General features: G+C 57.3%; 12 protein-coding genes and 2 pseudogenes. 10 read left to right on the plus strand and 4 right to left on the minus strand.

Annotated features, from left to right (window positions below; all coding sequences use genetic code 11):
- Positions 1 to 273: 273 nt before the first annotated feature.
- Entirely contained in the window at positions 274 to 1,833 is a 1,560-nt protein-coding gene (locus ACSQ83_RS19000; protein WP_436229195.1) for an FAD-dependent monooxygenase, read from the minus strand.
- Positions 1,834 to 2,537: 704 nt separating this feature from the next.
- On the opposite strand from ACSQ83_RS19000, the gene ACSQ83_RS19005 reads away from it, so the two are divergent.
- Positions 2,538 to 2,939, plus strand: a complete 402-nt coding sequence (locus ACSQ83_RS19005; RefSeq protein WP_436229196.1) for a hypothetical protein — start codon at positions 2,538 to 2,540, stop codon at positions 2,937 to 2,939.
- A 454-nt stretch (positions 2,940 to 3,393) separates the two neighbouring features.
- Here ACSQ83_RS19005 and ACSQ83_RS19010 read toward each other — a convergent pair whose 3' ends face one another.
- Positions 3,394 to 4,065, minus strand: coding sequence for a hypothetical protein (locus ACSQ83_RS19010; protein ID WP_436229197.1), 672 nt, complete (start codon positions 4,063 to 4,065; stop codon positions 3,394 to 3,396).
- A 124-nt stretch (positions 4,066 to 4,189) separates the two neighbouring features.
- Between ACSQ83_RS19010 and ACSQ83_RS19015 the strand changes: the two are divergent.
- Positions 4,190 to 5,625: pseudogene (locus ACSQ83_RS19015) on the plus strand (IS1182 family transposase).
- A gap of 394 nt (positions 5,626 to 6,019) precedes the next feature.
- On the opposite strand, the gene ACSQ83_RS19020 reads toward ACSQ83_RS19015, so the two are convergent.
- Together ACSQ83_RS19020 and ACSQ83_RS19025 are read right to left on the minus strand one after the other, a co-directional pair.
- Positions 6,020 to 6,415: an MOSC domain-containing protein gene (locus ACSQ83_RS19020; protein ID WP_436229294.1), complete on the minus strand. Its 396-nt coding sequence runs from the start codon at positions 6,413 to 6,415 to the stop codon at positions 6,020 to 6,022.
- 135 nt (positions 6,416 to 6,550) lie between these two features.
- Positions 6,551 to 8,251 carry a phage integrase family protein gene (locus ACSQ83_RS19025; protein WP_436229198.1) on the minus strand — a complete coding sequence of 567 codons (1,701 nt, stop codon included), beginning with the start codon at positions 8,249 to 8,251 and terminating at the stop codon, positions 6,551 to 6,553.
- Positions 8,252 to 8,871: 620 nt separating this feature from the next.
- Here ACSQ83_RS19025 and ACSQ83_RS19030 point away from each other — a divergent pair.
- From ACSQ83_RS19030 to ACSQ83_RS19065, 8 genes and pseudogenes are all read left to right on the plus strand, one after another.
- Positions 8,872 to 10,023, plus strand: coding sequence for a branched-chain amino acid ABC transporter substrate-binding protein (locus ACSQ83_RS19030; RefSeq protein WP_436229199.1), 1,152 nt, complete (start codon positions 8,872 to 8,874; stop codon positions 10,021 to 10,023).
- Positions 10,024 to 10,196: 173 nt separating this feature from the next.
- A pseudogene (locus ACSQ83_RS19035) lies at positions 10,197 to 10,376 on the plus strand (IS630 family transposase); the annotation flags it as partial.
- Between the two features lie 886 nt (positions 10,377 to 11,262).
- On the plus strand, positions 11,263 to 11,568 hold the full coding sequence (locus ACSQ83_RS19040) for a non-heme iron oxygenase ferredoxin subunit (RefSeq protein WP_436229200.1): 306 nt from the start codon (positions 11,263 to 11,265) through the stop codon (positions 11,566 to 11,568).
- Positions 11,569 to 11,604: 36 nt separating this feature from the next.
- Complete coding sequence (locus tag ACSQ83_RS19045) at positions 11,605 to 12,831, plus strand: NAD(P)/FAD-dependent oxidoreductase (protein ID WP_436229201.1); 1,227 nt, start codon at positions 11,605 to 11,607, stop codon at positions 12,829 to 12,831.
- An 18-nt stretch (positions 12,832 to 12,849) separates the two neighbouring features.
- Entirely contained in the window at positions 12,850 to 14,142 is a 1,293-nt protein-coding gene (locus ACSQ83_RS19050) for an aromatic ring-hydroxylating dioxygenase subunit alpha (RefSeq protein ID WP_436229202.1), read from the plus strand.
- Positions 14,143 to 14,652, plus strand: a complete 510-nt coding sequence (locus ACSQ83_RS19055) for an aromatic-ring-hydroxylating dioxygenase subunit beta (protein WP_436229203.1) — start codon at positions 14,143 to 14,145, stop codon at positions 14,650 to 14,652.
- A gap of 52 nt (positions 14,653 to 14,704) precedes the next feature.
- Positions 14,705 to 17,119 (plus strand): xanthine dehydrogenase family protein molybdopterin-binding subunit, encoded by a 2,415-nt coding sequence (locus tag ACSQ83_RS19060; RefSeq protein ID WP_436229204.1) that lies wholly within the window; start codon positions 14,705 to 14,707, stop codon positions 17,117 to 17,119.
- Positions 17,116 to 17,955 (plus strand): FAD binding domain-containing protein, encoded by an 840-nt coding sequence (locus tag ACSQ83_RS19065; protein ID WP_436229205.1) that lies wholly within the window; start codon positions 17,116 to 17,118, stop codon positions 17,953 to 17,955. The genes ACSQ83_RS19060 and ACSQ83_RS19065 overlap by 4 nt, the downstream gene beginning before the upstream one ends.
- Positions 17,956 to 17,958 lie beyond the last annotated feature (3 nt).

The raw sequence follows: 17,958 nt of genomic DNA on the forward strand, positions 1-17,958 counted from the left end.
CGTGAAACCGATCTGCTGGCATCGGGCCATAAATTTACTCACCTCGCGTGGGTAGGCGCGGGGGGTGTTCGTAATCCATGTCTTCGCGCCTCTCGGCCGGTCATCGGCCTTTGCGGTTGTTGGCGAGCTCGTCGCAGTCTCCGCGATGCAGGCTTCAGGGGCCTTAATTGAACTGGCGCTATCGGCCATGAAGGGACATCTGCTCGGACGATCGAAACGACATTCGAACGGCTGATGTATCAGGTAAAGCGGCCATGCCGATGACGCTATCGATTAAGCGGATCCGACCGCATCTCTGGATCCGCCGAACCATCTCGTCAAGGCTACGGCAAATTCTTTGACGCAAGGAGTTGCTTCACTCACCCAAGCGACAAATCCGTCAGGACGCAGCAGTACAGCGCTCAACCCCAGCCGTTCCTTGGCATCGCTCGCGACATAGGTAACCTGCTCTCGCCAACCGCTTGCAAGCGCCTGAAGCGACGCGCTCGAGTCGAACTGCAGGAGCAGGCCCTTGCCATCGCGCAACTGGCTACCGATCTTAGTTCCGTCAATTAGCTCGAAATCAGGCGCGCTGCGGCCGGCCAGTGGATGGTCGCAGCCAAGGTCATAGCGCAGCGATACGCCCCACACACGCTCAGCGAAATAGGTTGCGCCATCGCGGGTCTCGATCAAATCACGGATGACTGCTGAAAGCGCGCGCGTGCTCTGCGTGGGGCGCATAAGTGCAACCTGCGCGCGCGACCAGTCGAGAACGTCTGCTCCCACCGGATGCCGCTCCCGCTCATAGCTGTCGAGGAGATCGCTCGGCGCGTCGCCGCGGATAGTCGATGCCAGCTTCCAGCCCAGGTTCATCGCGTCTCCCAGACCCAGATTGAGCCCTTGACCGCCCAATGGAGAATGGATGTGCGCAGCATCGCCCGCTAGCAGCACGCGCCCTTTGCGGTAGGTCGTCGTCTGGAAAGCGCGATCCGTCCAAGTGGTAGCGAGCTGAAGTTTCGTCAGGGTGATATCCGTGCCGGACAACCGGCGCAACACCGCTTGCACGTGCTCTAGCGTGATTGGGTGGATCCGGTGAAAGATGCCGCCATCGAATTCCACCATCGCGATGGTGCCGGGCTGCGCATAGGTGAACATACCGGTCGGCGTGTGGTGCCGACCGGGTCGAAGTGCCTCGGGGTCAGCCAATTCGACTTCGACGGAATACCCGGTGAATTCGGGATCGGTGCCAACGAATTCGAACGCTGCCGCCTTGCGTATTGCGCTGCGGCCACCATCGCAACCGACAAGCCACTGTCCGACAAAAGTTTGGCCGCCCGCATGGACGCTCACCTCGTCGTCTGAAGCATGAATTGCGTCGACGCTTAAGCCGCGCCGGATCTTAACGCCCATCGCAATAGCGCGGTTGGCCAAGACGGTTTCGAGTGTTTCTACTGCGATCGCCATGCTGGTGCCGGCCGGGCTTGGCAGGCGATACGGCCACTTTGAGGTGTCGATATTGTCGCGATAGAACTGGATGCCAGCGAAGTGGCCGGCCGCTCGGCGCTGCTGTCCCATCCAATGCGGGGTGCTCGCTGTCTTGCCTGCGGCATCGCTTTCACGCTGCATCGCGACTACCTCGTCCAGCAGTCCTCGGCGATGTAGCGCGTCAAGGGTAAGCGCCGAGAGTCCGCGCATGCCGAATGGAAGGCGCTTTAAAGTGGAATGCGGGCTTTCGGCTTGCTCCAGCACCAGGACCGAGATATCAGACAGGCGCAACTCGGAAGCGAGAAACAGGCCGACGGGACCGGCCCCGGCAATTACAACGTCGTAGATATCTGAATGATGTGTGCGCATAAACTGCTCCTATGTCGAAGTCCGACCGGAGCGTTTCTCGGTTGAGATCCACACGGACGAACGTTCAGACGCCAATGCAGCGTCAAATGTTCGTCGTGGGAATCTTGTGCGCGAGGCCAAAGACCAGAGCTTTCGTTACCGAAAGGACTTGGGCTTACCAAACCAAGTCTGCCTTTTCCGACACAGCTTTATAGCATCGTGACAATAAGACGGCAACAGGGGCGGCAGGCAATTCTGGTTGATCGGGCTTATCAAAAGTTTGCGGATCATACGGCGGACTGAGAATGCCAAGGTCTGGGTTGCCGCGATCAACGGCATTGATCCGCCGCAACCACTGGCTGGACGCCGGACGGATCCGAGAACCGAATGGCCTTTGTATATCGCAAGCGAACATCGGATGCGTTCGATGACGATCGACCCGCAAGGGTCAAGTTCGGAACCTAACTTCGCGTGGAGCGCTCGTTCGAGCCGTCATCGATGGCGTCGCATCGAACGCGGCGGCCCGAATTTCGGTCACGGTTGAAACGGCGGTCGTCCATTCACGGTGTAGTATTTCACCATGTCCAGGTTACTACCGCGCGTTGACAGTGTGCGGATCTAACGCATCCATGACAAGGGCGGCAAACTGGTTAAAAGACTGGAAGCTGCTCCGGCGATATCTATAGTGCTCCTGCCGTTAAAACGGCATTAATCGGAAATACGTCATGTCAGCTGAGTGGAAGCTCCGCTTCCGGCTGTTTATCCAGCGTTTCTGGCAGCCGACCAGTGCATGCATGACCTGCATGCCGGGGAGTTGGGGCAATATTATGAGCCTTGGCCACTGGACGATTGCATTCCACACAGGTCTGCTCACCGGACTCCTGGCTGTCTTTTTGACTTTCACGCCCGCGGCGAAGCTCTACACGAATCGATACGGCAATTCGCTGGTCGTCGGCATCCTGACAACGGTAGGCGACGCCTTTTCCCATGCGAGTCACTACCGCATTCCCTACGTCGAGCACATCGTAACGGGTGTTATTGCAGGTCTCTTTGCGCTGGCTGCCTCGTATCTCTTCGAAGACCACGCGCGACGTCTTCGGACGGCATGGGTTCGGGTTTTCGGATAAGTTTTCCGTTGACTCTCTGCGCCTCTCGTCAAGGCGAAAGGGGCTCTCCGGTTTGGCCGCGCATCATTGCCGGGAAACCTTTCAATGTCCGATATCGATCGCCACGACCGTTACATGTGGGTCGAGGTTGTGTCAAATTCAAAAACACTAGGTTTCAGGCGGTCGATTCACCCTACCCGGAGGGTTACGACCCCTATTGAGCGTTCTTACAAGCCGACTTTATAGCTAGGTCGTAGCGCCACGCGTTTTGACAAAGTGCCGGTCGACTCTACGTAACGCAGATCCGTTGACCCGATCTCTTTTCGCCGATTCGACGTCGGACCGGGTCCGGCCAATTTCAGCCATTCGACAAGGCTATCTAAATTGCCGACAATGTAGCGCCTGTCGATTGCATCTTGCGCCCGTTTGCGCGAAGCTATCGTGTCGCAGTCAATATGATGACGTCCGGCCTGAGTCAGTCTTCGATTGGCAGTCCAGCGATCAACGCGATTCCGTTCGCCGCCTGCTCACCTACCGCATTAGACACCTCTTCGATCGAACGCCAGTTCGTAATTGGCCAATATAGCCACGTGTCCTCTTGGATCGTGAAACTCGCATCGCCGACTTCGACGACGCCGTCAAGGTTATCGGCACCATCGACAAAATTTAAAAGTATGCGAGCGGTGTCCGATCTACTTCTGACGCTTGTAATGTGAATAGTTACTGGCACACCGGTCGGATTGATCTTAATCCCGAGGTGGGCGGCTCGCATATAAAATGCCGACATCATCGAATTCCGGACCCACGGGGTCACCAGGTTCCCGTTCGCATCGATTTTCGGCGGTTGAATTCCGTCTGAAATCGCTTGTTTCGTCTGGACGCCTCCAGAATGCTGCGCGTCAATCTTTGGGATCGTTGTTAAGCATCCCGCGAGCAATGTGCACGTTAGTCCGAGAACGCAGGCCAGTCTTTTGTTCTTCATTGGTATGCCGTAGGTTGAACTGTCCATCGTGAACTTCGATTGCTCGACGATTGTATTAACGGCCGCCAATGCACTTTCTTGAGGTTCTTTTCCCGTTGACTTGGCAGGCAGGACAACGCTTGAACGCTGAATTTGGAAGATTGAGGCGCGAACCGTGTCGCGCACCCTCTCACTTGTCGAAGTTACCAAAGACCGCTGTCTGGAAAGTTGACCGTCTCTTGTGGGTCGAGGCTGTGTGAAAACGCATTTATCACCTAAACTGAATCAACGCGTGTAGGTTAGGTGACTCATGAAGCGATTCGTCGAAAGCACCGCACGTCATCAATTCGCACTGCTACCTGAATCCCTCGACGACTATGTCGATGCGGACAATCCAGTACGTGTGATTGACGTATTCGTCGATGAACTCAACCTGGTGAGCTTGGGCTTTGCGCGTGCGGCGCCGGCGACCACCGGTCGACCCCGTATCACCCGGCGACCCTTCTCAAGATTTATATCTATGGGTACTTGAACCGGCTCCAATCGAGCCGCCGTCTTGAGCGCGAAACGCAGCGCAACCTCGAACTGATTTGGCTAACGGGCCGGCTAGCGCCCGACTTAAAAACCATCGCGGACTTTCGCAAAGACAATGGCGATGCGATCCGCAAAGTCTGCCGAGAGTTCGTAGTTCTTTGCCGACAGTTGAGGTTCTTCTCTGATGCGAGCGTTGCCATTGATGGCAGCAAGTTCAAAGCGGTCAACAACCGCGACAAGAACTTCACGGACCGCAAGCTCCAGGCGCGCATGGAGCAACTCGAGCAAAGTATCGCTCGATATATGGATGAATTAGACCGAGCTGATCGCGAGCCAACGAGCCTGCCTGAGGGACGAGTCCCGCACTTGCAAGAGAAGATTTTGAAAGTCAAAGCACAGATGCAGAAACTCGCCGAGATCGAGAAGCAGATGCGCGCAGCTCCAGCCGGTCAGATATCGCTCACTGACCCCGATGCTAGCTCAATGGCAACAAGCGGTCGAGGCACAGGAATGGTGGGATACAACGTCCAGACCGCGGTGGACCTTAAGCACCACATGATAGTTTCCCACGAGGTCGTCAACGTCGGACACGACCACGCGCAGCTAGCCCCAATGGCTAAGCTTGCGCGAACTGCAACTGAGGAAGAGCAATTGACCGTATTCGCTGATCGCGGCTACTACACAAGCGAACAAATATTGCAGTGTGAGCAGGACGGCATCAAGCCCCTTGTTCCCAAACCACTGACTTCAAATAGCAAGGCTGACGGCCGCTTTGACAAACGCGACTTCGCCTACGTTGAATCGGACGATGAGTATCGTTGTCCAGCTGGCGAGCGAGCCATCCATCGCTTCACAACGGTCGAGCATGGTCTGACGCTTCATGCTTACTGGCCATCCGCCTGTCCAAAATGCGTGTTGAAATCGCGGTGCACGCCGAGTCCATACCGAAGGGGTAAGCGGTGGGAGCATGAAAAGGTGTTGGAAGACATGCAACGTCGACTCGACCAGACACCGCATGCAGCCCGGCTGCGTCGACAAACCGTCGAGCATCTATTCGGAATGCTAAAAGCATGGATGGGCTCAACACACTTCCTGACCGAGACGTTGCCACGCGTCCGAACTGAAAGGAGCCTACACGTATTAGCGTATAACTTGAAAAGAGCGGTAAATATCTTGGGCACGACGGCGCTAATCCAAGCGATGAAGGCATAAGTTAGCTTGTCATGCGAAGCCGATATTGAACATGGCGGACGTCGTCGATTCCACCTTCGCCTTCCTCGTGTCCACTCGCCAGGGCTGGACGTTTTCACACAGCCTCGGTCGATCACGGCCAGTCGAGGGGAGCTTTTACTCGCGGCGCACCTGAAAAATTAACTAACGGTCTGCCGAACTTGCTTCATGACCCCAAGACTTAGCATATGTCAGGAGCTCTTAATCTGTCATCAGAGATGACGGCAAAGCTATCAGCGCTTGAAGAAGAATATGCTCGAGCAGGGCATTCACCTCTTTGGCCGCTGAGAAATTCAACATCGCCCAGATCAGTTCGACGTTGCTAGCCTAGATGGGTGAGCACGCATACGATTCTCCTTATTTTTCGGCTGCGGGATCACTCATCAATGCGCACCATTGCGTCGCCTACGCTAATGCGGCCCCGCGCGATTACCCGAGCGGTTATACCGCCAAAACCACGCGTCGCGTTATAGCCGCCTACGCCAAGGGTTTCCTCGAGGCGGGAGCAGGGATGACATTCGCCGGTCATCTCGAGCACCGCATCGCCGATGCGGAACTTCCGATCTTTCAACGCCAATAGGTTGATGCCGCGCGTAACCAGATTGCGACGCAGGAGCACCGGTGCGAGCGTTTCCACTCCAAGGTGACTTGCGATAGCCGCGAGACTTTCGGCCTGAATGAGCGTGACTTGCCGTATTCCTGCATCGCGACTGTAATGATCACCTTCCATGCCGACATGCGGATCCAGGATGGCTTCGTCGACGGGGCACATGGCCAAGCGGCGCTCAGGCCGCACGCCGATCCATATAAGCACTCCGGATCTGACGGGCGCATTGAAAAGCCGAATGAGCGAGGATTGTGGGTTGAGCGGCATGAAAAGTTTAGGAGTTGAATCGAGCGAAGTGTACTAAGCCGCCATAAATGCATTCCGGAACCGTCGAGCCCTTTCAACTTCATCACTGTGCAAATAGGTGGATGTCGTCGATATAGACGCATGACGCAGATTATCCCGAACCGAGGTCAGTTGCGCACCGCGCATGAGCGCGTGGGTCGCGTGCGTGTGTCGCATCCAGTGCGGGCCAGCCAGCCGCAGCTTCACCGCGAATGCCGGTTTCTCCGTCTCGATGAGGGTCGCCGTTGTCTCGAAGAACCGCTTCAGAACCGTCCAAAGCCGCACCGTGCTTAAGCCTTTAGCGTCGACATCGTTGAGGTCGGAAATGAGTGCTGTCGCGGGTGCCCAGCGTTCTGGTGAGACGGGCAGACCACGCTCAACCAGGTAGCGTTCTAACGCAGCGCGAGCCAGCGGAGGCAGCGCCACTTTCCCCGCTTTTTGGCCTTTGCCGACGAGTTCAACCCAATGATCTCCCTGCGCATCGGTGCGGATATCTTTCAGCGTGACGTTCACGAGCTCGCTTGCGCGCAACCCCGTGGCATATCCAAAATCCAGCACAAAGCGCAGCCGTTGTGCGGCCGGTGCTTTCCAGCCATACGACCATTCGAGCCCATCTGCAATTGTCCTGAGCAACGTCCACTCGCTTTCGGTGAATGCGTGCGATGCATCGAGCGCGGCGCGCTCCGTACCTTTGCCCTTCACACCAGAAAACGGATTCGCCAGCACATAACGCTGTTCGATCAACCAGCGATAGAGCGCGCCCAGAACCATCAAAGAATAGGCCACCGAGCGTGGTGCGAGATTGCCCGTGAACGGTCGCCATTGCGAGGAGGTTCGCACGCGCGTCGGTCCCACCCAGCGGTCGCGGGGCGTAGGCCGGCGAAGGAATGCACGGTAGGCAATCGCGTCTTCCGTGGTCAGAGAGGAAAGTGCGCGCCCGCGTTCAACAATCGCCCACAAAATCAGTCGCTCTGCCTCCTTGCGATAGCTACGCCGCGTCGACGGCGATTCATGCAGCGACAACCACGTCTGGACCGCATCGTAATCGTTGTTGGCATCGAGCGCACAGCTTTCCCGCGGTGCTCTGAACAGGCCGCAGGATCCGTCGATCTCATGGGGCAGGCGCACGTTTTCCCAAGGGACAACGATAGGGGACCCCGTTGACTTGATCAACGCGCGAGCGCGTTCGGTGAGTGCCGGGTGAGCAGCAAAAAACGCCTCGATCTGCTGCGCGCTGGTTTGCCCGAGCTTGGGGATGACGGTCCACCATTGCTTGCGACGCGGAATGCGCAGTGTCAGTTCGGCGAGCGTCTTGATGCCGTGAGCGTGAAGTGCGTGCACAGCGCGTGGTGGCAGCCAGCGCTCGATTTCGTCGGCGATCGACGGCGTCGCCACTGTTGCGACGCGCAGCGCCTCAATGGCCTTGGCCACATGCCGGGCGTGTTTGACTCGTTCGCCGGTCCGCAGAGCAAAGAGTTTAGCGAGGTCGTCGCGATGACGGGTGAGGGCACAGCGGATGAGCTGGCGTCGAATTCCGCTGATCACGCTACGAGCGGAAGCACCGGGTGTGTGCAAATGGGGAAGATATCGAACGACCGCATCACGTGTGGGGACGCCTTGATACCACGACCTCAAGGCAGCGAGGGCGTCTTCGTCGGGCAAATCACTCGATTGCCTGATTAATTGGGGTCCGAGCAAAGTCTCATGCGTTTCCATGAGTGTGAGTTTAGCGCAAAAAAAAGGGCTATTAGGATAAGGGTAGTTATCTTAATAGCGGCGTATTTAGCGGAATTATTCGAGTGCAAACGCCGCTCATACAACTAAATCTGTGTCTATGTTTCAACTAATTTTGTGTTCATCTGGCGCGTTCGAAGCTGCGGTGCCCGAGCGCAGGCGCCCACACAAAGACAGAGTAGGACAACAGCGACGAATATATCGAAACTTCGGCACAGAACCGGTGACCGCGCCCAGCTACCCGACAAAACCGGACGAACACGTTCTATTTGTTCCGGAGTCCGGATGCAAAAAAGGGCGTTGAGACCTTTCAATTTGTGAGTTACGAATGATAGGGAACATCCTTGTTGCAAAGCAAATTCTTTCCGGATACAACGTCATATGTCAGTGTGCTGAGCATTTCAGTTCACGCTTCGCTTGCGAAAAGCGGACCGTGTTTCTGTACTTTCTGGGCCAATCGTTCGTATGGGGAGTTTACCCATATGATCAGTGTACTGATTGAGAATTTGCAACGAAACCAAACATCCGTGATTGGCGGATTCCGATCGGTTGATCAATTGTTATATGTAGCATTACTTCATAATGTTATTTAGGGGATTGCTATGAATTCGCGCATTTTCGCCTGGCGGTCATCGGTTGCGCTGAGCGCCCTCTCGCTGCTAGGAGCCACGGTTTGCAACGCTCAGGAGACCGTCGTGAAAGTTGGTGTTGCAGCGCCAATGACAGGCGGTAACGCTGTGTACGGCAAGGACATCGAAGCCGGGGTGAAAATGGCCGTTGCGGAGGCAAATTCACACAAACCGGTCATAGGCGGTGTGCCAATTCGCTTCGAGGTTGAGTCGCAGGATGATCAGGCGGATCCCCGTCTGGGTGTCCAGGCCGCCCAGCAACTCGTCGATGACGGCGTGGCATTTGTGGTTGGTCATTTCAATTCAGGTACAACGTTGCCGGCGTCGCAGATCTACGCCAAGGCTGGAATCCCTATGTTGACTCCATCGGCCACGAATCCCATGATCACGGAGGCGGGGCTGAGCACGGTTTTCCGCGTCATCGCGACGGATGCTCAAAACGCCGGCGCAGCAGGCGCCTACGCGGTGAAAGTCTCGAACGCCAAGCGGATTGCCGTTCTCGACGACCGGACAGCATTTGGACAGGGTGAGGCCGACGAGTTCGTCAAGGCCGTTACCGCGAGCGGTGGGACGATCGTCGACCGGGAATTTACCAACGATAAAGCAGTCGACTTCAGCGCCCAGCTCACGCATATAAAAAGTCTGAACGCAGACCTGGTCTTTTGCGGTGTGCTTGATGCGCAGGGGGCGATGGTTGTCAAGCGCATGAAGCAGTTGGGGATGAAGGCGCAATTTGTGGGCGGAGGAGGCGTCATGGATGCCGACTTCATCAAGTTGGCAGGACCCGCGGGGGACGGCGCCATGGCGTGGGAATATGGGCATCCCATTGACACCCTTGCGCTGGGCAAAGCCTTCCAGACCAATTTCAAGAAAACGTACGGCGTCGATATGTTGTCGTACGCTCCGTTTGCGTACGACGCCGCCACGCTCACGATAAAGGCCATGCAGAAGGCTAATTCTGTCAAGCCGTCGGTCTTCAACACGTCAATCAAATCCACCGACTTCCAAGGCGTCACCGGAGAAATTCAGTTCGAGAAAAATGGCGACCTGAGGAATGCAAGCTCCACTTTATATCGCGTGAAGGACGACACGTGGGTGCCAATGACAAGCAGGGCAGGGACGTAGGGTATCCGCATTGGAAGCGAGATTCGGGACTTGCCCTGTTCGACTCTCGCTAGTGTTCGGTTCCGTTTCGTTTCGTCGTTAACTAATCTATAAACCGATCGATATTCACGTGGCATGCTGGTAGCAACGGAACGGGAGATGCCAACATGCCCAGGTGACGGCCGAAGGCCGAACTGCTGTTGAGCGAGAATGAGCGCTCGCAACTGACGTCGATAGCGCGTTCTCGCTCGATTCCGGCTGCGATAGTGACGCGTGCTCGCATCGTACTGGCAGCGGCAGCTGGAGAACCCGACAGCGGCATCGCCCTGCGTCTGCAACTTACGCGTGCCACGGCACACAAACACAGCTGTCGATCAGCCTTCAGCTACCGGCACGTCAGCGTATGTCGGTTCGATTACGCCGATCAACGGTGGAATGCTCTCATTGCGTCTGTTCCAGAGCTACAAAGTGAACGGCAAATATCAGTTCATGCCTGCGTTCTCCGTCGGGGCGCAGGACGTCTATACAGCTTCCACCATGGACGCAACTTCGGTAATGGCAAGCCGAAATACCATACTGCCGAGCTCATGGCTCATTACAACGTCTCGAAGCGAACTGATTTCTCTCTTCAGGTTGTCTATCAGAAGGTGGTGGGAACAAGAAGGGTACGGTGCTCGACAGCGCCTGCATTCCGGGGGCTGCGGTGTTTCATCTAATTCGAACCAAGTCGCGGTTTGTCTCGCAGTTCGTCACAAGTTTTAAGCGCAATTAGGCTGTCAGGCCGCGTTGATTGAAACTGCCACGTCAGTGGCCAGGCGAGGACTTGGAGGCCGCAGTCCCGGCGCTAGTCTGACGCGGAGACTCCGGTCGACGACGACCAAACCAGTTCTGCCGTCGTCGGCGCATTCAGTCTGATGACCGTTCGCTTTGTGCTATTGCACATTACTGTGTTGCTCGCATGAGGGAAAGGTCATGGCTCAGTACGCTTCAGGACGCGACCGCGCAGGCTGATCGCTAATGTTGCGGGACGTGGACGGGACGATTCGGGAATGGCCGGCCTAGCTAGAGCTGTCGATCAACTTTTCAACACTCCAGCTCGGGATTTCCGATGCTGACGTTACGGGCCGCGCAGGCCGCCAAATTTGACCGCGTGCATCTTACTTATTTAAGGGTAAACGATAGTTTTGACCTTATTGATTCCAGGTGAATTGCTGTTACCATTAAATCATCAGCATACTGATCAAATTACCGGGCCAAGCAATGACGCTCAAATTCGCAGCAAACCTTGATGATCTGAACGCGGATGAACCTTATGCCGCGACGATCGAGAACGAACAGATCGCCCTGTACCTGGTGGACGGTGAGGTCTATGCAACGCATAACGTGTGCACGCACCAGTTCGCGTTGCTCAGCGACGGTTTTCTGGAAGACGGATGCATTGAGTGTCCGCTTCATCAGGGGAAATTCGATGTCAAGACCGGTGCCGCGCTTTGCGCACCCGTGACCGCGCCGATCACGACCTACAGGGTTCAGATAGAAAAGGGCGCCGTGATGGTCGAGTTTTGAGCGGCCGGCCTTTTGACTTACGCCAGGAATTTAAAAGTGGAAACCATCTTGATCATCGGCGCGGGGCAAGCCGGCGGCCGCGCAGCCGAAACGCTGCGGGCGCAAGGTTTTAACGGCAAGGTAGTGCTCGCCGGTGACGAACAGCACCGCCCGTACGAGCGTCCGGCATTGTCGAAGACCACGCTGACAGCGCTGGACGATAACGACTGCTTCAACGCGTGGCTGCATTCGAGCGACTTCTACGAGACGAGCAATATCGACTGGATCGCGGATAGCGTTGAACTCCTCGACGTGATGCACCGCACGGCGACGTTTCGAAGTGGGCGAAGCATCAGCTTCGACAAGTGTCTGATCACGACAGGTGGGCGCGCGCGCCGGCTTCCCGGAACGCCCGACAGCCGTCATGTGTTCACGCTGCGCACGCTGCAGGACGCAATGAGAGTACGAGAGCGCATGCTTGGTGCGCGTTCGGTGGCGGTCATTGGTGGTGGTTTCCTCGGGCTCGAGTTCGCGGCCAGTGCCAGGGCGCGCGGAATCGACGTCACTGTGGTGGAAGCTGCTGAGCAGTTGCTGGGACGCGCGCTGCCGCGCGAATTCTCTGAGCGTCTGCGCGCCAAGCACGAACAAAACGGGGTCAGGTTCACGCTCGGCGCCAAGCTGTTTGCCTTGGCGGAAGAGGCGTCCGGGGTCACTCTCACATTCGCGGAGAATAAGTCGGAGCGCTTTGATTTCGTCGTGGTTGCCATTGGGCAGGAGCCCAATGAAACGCTCGCCAGAGCGTCCGGTCTTGAGACTGGCAACGGCATCCACGTTGATGCGCGCTGCCAGACTTCGGCCGCCGGTTTTTATGCAGCAGGCGATTGTGCGAATTTTCCGTTTGGCGCGTCCGGCCGGCGTCTGCGTCTGGAGTCATGGCAGAACGCGCAGGACCAGGCGATTGTGGCTGCCCGCAACATGTTGGGAGAGTCGCTCGAGTACCGGCCAAGTCCCTGGTTCTGGACAGACCAGTACGACTGGAACGTACAGATGCTGGGGATGCTCGATGCTCCAGTGGATCAATGGATCGAGCGTCGCACGTCCATCGACAAGACCTTGCTCATGGGCTTGCGGGATAGCGCGATTGTGTACGCACTCGCGGTAAATAACGGAGGTGAGCTGCGGGCAATTCGTCGTCTGGTTGAGCAGGCGAACCAGGTCGATCCGACGGCGCTCGCGGACCCGAACGTCAAGTTGCGACAACTTGAACGGCAAGCTCACTCATAACGTATCCAGGAGAGCATTTTGTATTCGTCAGAGACAGTCATTGGCCTCGGTACGCCGAGCGTCAAAAATAAGCCCATTGAACAACTGGTTTGGCCGCAAGAGGGCCTTCACGCTATCCCGGACTGGGTCTATACGAGCGATGAAGTCTACGCCCGCGAGGTAGAACGGATTTTTCACGGCCCTACCTGGAACTTTGTTGCACTCGAGGCCGAGGTGCCGAATAGCGGAGACTACAAGCGCTCTTATGTGGGGCCGACACCGGTGGTCGTGTCGCGCGCGGAAGACGGTTCCATCCACGTGTTCGAGAATCGCTGCGCCCACCGGGGCGCCGAATTCTGCCGCCACACGCGCGGCAACAATACCGAATTTGTTTGCCCGTATCACCAATGGTCCTATGATCTGAAAGGGAACCTGCAAGGTATTCCCTTCAAACGCGGTGTGAACAAGCTCGGCGGGATGCCGCGCGACTTCCGCAACGAGGATCACGGTCTCAAGAAGCTTGCTATCACCACGCGCAATGGGGTGGTCTTCGCCTCGTTCACGCACGACATGGAGCCGATTGAAGATTACCTGACCCCCGAAATCCTGAAAGATTTTGACACGGTCTTTAACGGCAAGAAGCTGCGCATTCTCGGGTTTTACAAGAACGAGTTGCCGTGCAACTGGAAGATGTATCACGAGAATCTGAAGGACCCCTACCACGCCACCCTGCTGCACTCGTTTCTTGTGGTGTTCGGCTTGCTGGTTGCAGGAAACCGCTCGGCGATGGTGGCCGACAGCAAGCGCGGCGTGCACGGGACGATGGCATCGGCGAAAAGCGAATCCCTTTATGCCGCGGTGGATGCCGACAAGAAGAAGGAGATGCGCTCGTTCCATGAGGGCATGGTCCTGCAGGACGAACGCTTCCTTGAGTACGTCAAGGAATTTGATTCCGAGTGGTCGGTGACCATGCAGACGATCTGGCCAAACCTGATTGTCCAGCGCGAAATGAACACCTTGGGCGTACGGCATATTGTCCCGAACGGCCCGAACAGCATGATCATGCTCTGGACGATGTTCGGCTACGAAGACGACACCGAAGAGACCACGCGCCATCGGCTGCGCCAGGGCAACCTGATGGGACCAGCGGGTTTCCTGGGTCTGGAGGATAACGAAGCAATGAAGTTTGTTCAGGAAGGGGTTCGCCGCTCCGTCACGGACCGCAGCGTTCTCAAGCTTGACAGCGAGAAGATCGGAACCGCGGATAGCCTGATCTCTGAAGCGGCCATTCGTGCAATGTACAAGCACTATCGTGAAGTAATGGGGTTCTAAATGCTGCCAGGATTTGACAAGAAACCGATTGCACACGACAAGGCGCTTGCAGCGCGCGCGGCCGTGGAGGATTTTCACGCTGAATATTGCGCTGTGCTCGACGGTGGCGACATTGAGCAGTGGCCAGAATTTTTCACGGAAAACTGCGTTTACCGCGTGACCGAGTATGAAAATGCTGCCCATGGCTTTCCGGCCGGTTTGATATACGCGGAAGGCCGGAACATGCTCCGCGACCGTGCAGTAGCCATTTCAAGAACGCAGATGTTCGCGCCCAGGCAGATGCTGCATTTCGTCACCAATGTCCGCATTCTGGATGTGACCGATGAAGAGATCGTGGCGCAGAGCAACTACATGCTGATGCAGACGCTGGTTGAAGGGGCGACCACGTTGCATCAGGCCGGCCGGCTTTTTGATCGTTTTGCGCGCAATGGTGCTGAAATTCTTCTCAAGGAACGACAGGCTGTTTATGACACTGCCATGATCGCAAACGATCTGGCCTATCCTGTTTGAATGGACGTGATCAGAGCATGTTATTGGCGGGCTACGGACTTGGGAGAGGCATATGAACAGCACTGAACCGACGCAAGCGCCCATTGAAAGCGGCGGCGTCGGCGCCCGTGTCAGGCGTCGGGAAGACGAGCGACATTTGCATGGGAAAGGGCGATTTGTCGCCGACTATACGTTTCCTGACCTGCAGGAAGTCGCGTTCTTGCGCAGTCCGCTCGCGCACGCGCGTATCGAGCACATCGGCAAGCCGGAGCGCTTCCCCGGCCAGGTTATTGTGCGGGAAGACATGCATACCGCCACGGACATTGTGGCCGATTCCAGCCTGGCGTCGTACAAGCCTTCTGCCCATCCCCCGCTTGCTTCGGGGAAGGTCCGGTTTGTCGGCGAACCCGTCGCCATGTGTTTTGCGAGTTCCCGCGCCGAGGCTGAGGACATCGCGGAAGAGGTCGAGCTGGACCTGCATGAGCTGCCCGCATTTGCGAGTGCCTTTGCGGCGCGTGAGCGCACCGATGTCCGTGTGCATGAGCACTGGACCGACAATCTCTTCCTCGACCTCAAGGCGGATATCAACTTTGACGAACGCGCGAAGGATGCTCCGATTGTGGTGAAGCAGAAGGTCGATCTGGCGCGCCAGTGTATGGTCCCAATGGAAGGCAAGGCGGTGCTGGCCTACTGGGATCATACCCAGGCACAACTGGTCGTGATTACGTCGACCCAAGTGCCGCACATGATCCGCACGGTGCTGTCTCAATGCCTGGGAATCGACCATGCTCAGGTCCGCGTGATTTCGCCCGATGTTGGCGGCGCGTTCGGATACAAATGCGTCCTCCAGCAAGAAGAGCTTTGCATTGCGTGGCTCGCGCTCACGTACAAGCGGCCTTTTCGATTTATCGAAGACCGTCGTGAGCATCTGATCGCAGGCGCCAACACGCGTCAGCATCATTACGAACTGACGGCCTATGCAGACCAGAACGGGCGACTCCTGGCGCTGGACTGCGACCTGTTGATCGACGGCGGCGCCTATTCAGCCTGGCCTTTTACGATAGGACTGGAAACAGGACAGGCGCTTGGCAATCTTCCTGGTCCCTACGATTTCAGCGGTTATCGCTGCCGTACGCAGTGTGCCGCGACCAACAAGCCGGGCTTTCTGCCCTATCGCGGCGTGGCCCGAACGGGTGTCTGTTTCGCAATCGAGCTGACTATGGATGCCATTGCGCGGGCGGTTGGCCGCGAGGCTTGGGAAGTCCGCTACGACAATCTGGTTCGCGGCGCGGACATGCCATACACGAACGTCGTCAAGAAGCACTACGACAGCGGCGATTTCCAGGAGAGCCTGAAGCGCGCAGCCGATCAACTCGATGTTGCCAAATGGCGCCGGCGCCAGAAAAAGGGCGAGCCCGACGGCCGGTTGATCGGTATCGGCTTTGCGACCTTCACCGAGCAGTCGGCGCACGGAACGGCGGTGTTCGCATCGTGGGGGTTGCCCGTCGTTCCCGGTTACGACCTGGCAACCGTGCGCATTACCGCGGACGGCGGTCTCGAAGTACGCGCCGGTATTCATTCCCATGGGCAGGGCATGGAAACCACGTTGGCGCAGATCGCGAACGAGGTGCTTGGCGTTCCCATCCAGAAGATCAAGGTAATTCACGGCGACACGGCGCTCACACCCTATTCAACGGGCACGTACGCATCGCGCAGCATTGTCATGGCCGGCGGCGCGGTGGCTGCAACATGTCGCGAGCTGGTGCCGCGGCTGATCAAAATTGGCGCACATATCCTTGGTGAAATGGAGGACGCAGTCCGGTTCGAGGCTGGCGAGGTTGTCGGTGCAACGGGACGGGTCTCTTTGGCGGATATCGGCCACGCCTGGTACTTGCGGCCTGAACGTTTGCCTAAGGGCGTCGACTTAACGGGGCTCGAGGCAACTCACGGTTTCAAGCCGAAGGTCGATACCGGCGCGTTCAGCTATGCAACGCATGCGGCCGCCGTCGCGGTCGATACAAAAACCGGTCACGTCGAGATCCTGGAATACGTAATTGTTGAGGATTGCGGACGAATGATCAACCCGATGGTTGTCGAAGGTCAGACGATTGGCGGCACGGCACAGGGCATTGGTACTGCCTTCTATGAAGAGACACTGTACGACGAGAACGCCCAGCCTCTGACCTCCACGCTCGCAGACTACATGTTGCCGGGGCCGACGGAGCTTCCGCCGATGACGATTATCCATATGGAGACGTTGTCGCCGCATACCGAGTTTGGGGCGAAGGGTGTGGGGGAAGGGGGCGCGATTGCTCCTCCGGCGGCGCTTTTCAATGCGGTGAACGACGCACTGAGTCCCTTGGGAGCACTCGTCTCCGAGACACCTCTCACGCCGCGGCGCTTGCTCACGGCCATTGAAACGGCAAAGGCCGCTGCACGAGCCAAGGCAGCGGCAGCTGCAGAACCTGTTCACGAGGTCATTCGATGAAAGCCGCCGCTTTTGATTACGTCAGGGCCACGACACTGCCGCAAGCGCTCAGCGAGCTCGGCGATTCGGCCGGGGGTGTCAAACCAATCGCAGGTAGCCAGTCCATGGGGCCGATGCTCAATCTCCGGCTCGCAAGGCCGTCGAAAGTGATCGATGTATCGCGTGTCGATGAACTGACCACTGTGACCGTTTCAGGTGACCTGGTTCGCGTGGGTGCCGCCATTACTCATGCGGAAATCGAGGATGGCAAGTACGAGCTCTTGCGCAACGGTTTTATGCAGTATGTCGCCTCGGGTATTGCCTATCGAGCGATTCGCAATAGAGGCACCATCGGCGGCAGCTTGGCGCACGCCGATCCTGCAGCGGACTGGCCCCTGGCGCTTGCCACGCTCGACGCCAGGATCGAGCTCGCTAAGGCAAGCGGTACACGCCGCGTGCTTGCCAGCGAGTTCATGCTGGGCGCATTTACGACGCTGCTGGAAGAGGGCGAGATCATCTCGGCGGTTCTGTTGCCAAAAATGGGTCTGACCTTGCGGTGGGGCTATTACAAGCTGTGCCGCAAGACGGGTGAGTTCCCTCACGCAAGCGCGGCCGCCGCATTTGACGCGCAAACCGGTTTGGCCCGTGTGGTGCTTGGAGCGCTTGACGGTCCCCCGGCAGCGCTGGAAGCACTCGCGCAGTCAATCGCGCAACACGGCCCCAGCGCAGCGACTGCGGAAGCGATTGCGGCGGGCGTGGCGAACGCGATGCCAAATGCAGACGCTATCGACCGATCCATGCACGTAGCGACTGTCGAGCGCTGTCTTGCGCAAGCCTTCGGTTCATCCGGGCGTTAACAG

The sequence above is a fragment of the Caballeronia sp. LjRoot29 genome, from assembly GCF_964252755.1.
Classification (GTDB): domain Bacteria; phylum Pseudomonadota; class Gammaproteobacteria; order Burkholderiales; family Burkholderiaceae; genus Caballeronia.

Coding starts and splice junctions, on each gene's coding strand:
- ACSQ83_RS19000 (WP_436229195.1), bottom strand. CDS start 1,833: ATGCGCACACATCATTCAGATATCTACGACGTTGTAATTGCCGGGGCC.
- ACSQ83_RS19005 (WP_436229196.1), top strand. CDS start 2,538: ATGTCAGCTGAGTGGAAGCTCCGCTTCCGGCTGTTTATCCAGCGTTTC.
- ACSQ83_RS19020 (WP_436229294.1), bottom strand. CDS start 6,415: ATGTGCCCCGTCGACGAAGCCATCCTGGATCCGCATGTCGGCATGGAA.
- ACSQ83_RS19025 (WP_436229198.1), bottom strand. CDS start 8,251: ATGGAAACGCATGAGACTTTGCTCGGACCCCAATTAATCAGGCAATCG.
- ACSQ83_RS19030 (WP_436229199.1), top strand. CDS start 8,872: ATGAATTCGCGCATTTTCGCCTGGCGGTCATCGGTTGCGCTGAGCGCC.
- ACSQ83_RS19040 (WP_436229200.1), top strand. CDS start 11,263: ATGACGCTCAAATTCGCAGCAAACCTTGATGATCTGAACGCGGATGAA.
- ACSQ83_RS19055 (WP_436229203.1), top strand. CDS start 14,143: ATGCTGCCAGGATTTGACAAGAAACCGATTGCACACGACAAGGCGCTT.
- ACSQ83_RS19060 (WP_436229204.1), top strand. CDS start 14,705: ATGAACAGCACTGAACCGACGCAAGCGCCCATTGAAAGCGGCGGCGTC.
- ACSQ83_RS19065 (WP_436229205.1), top strand. CDS start 17,116: ATGAAAGCCGCCGCTTTTGATTACGTCAGGGCCACGACACTGCCGCAA.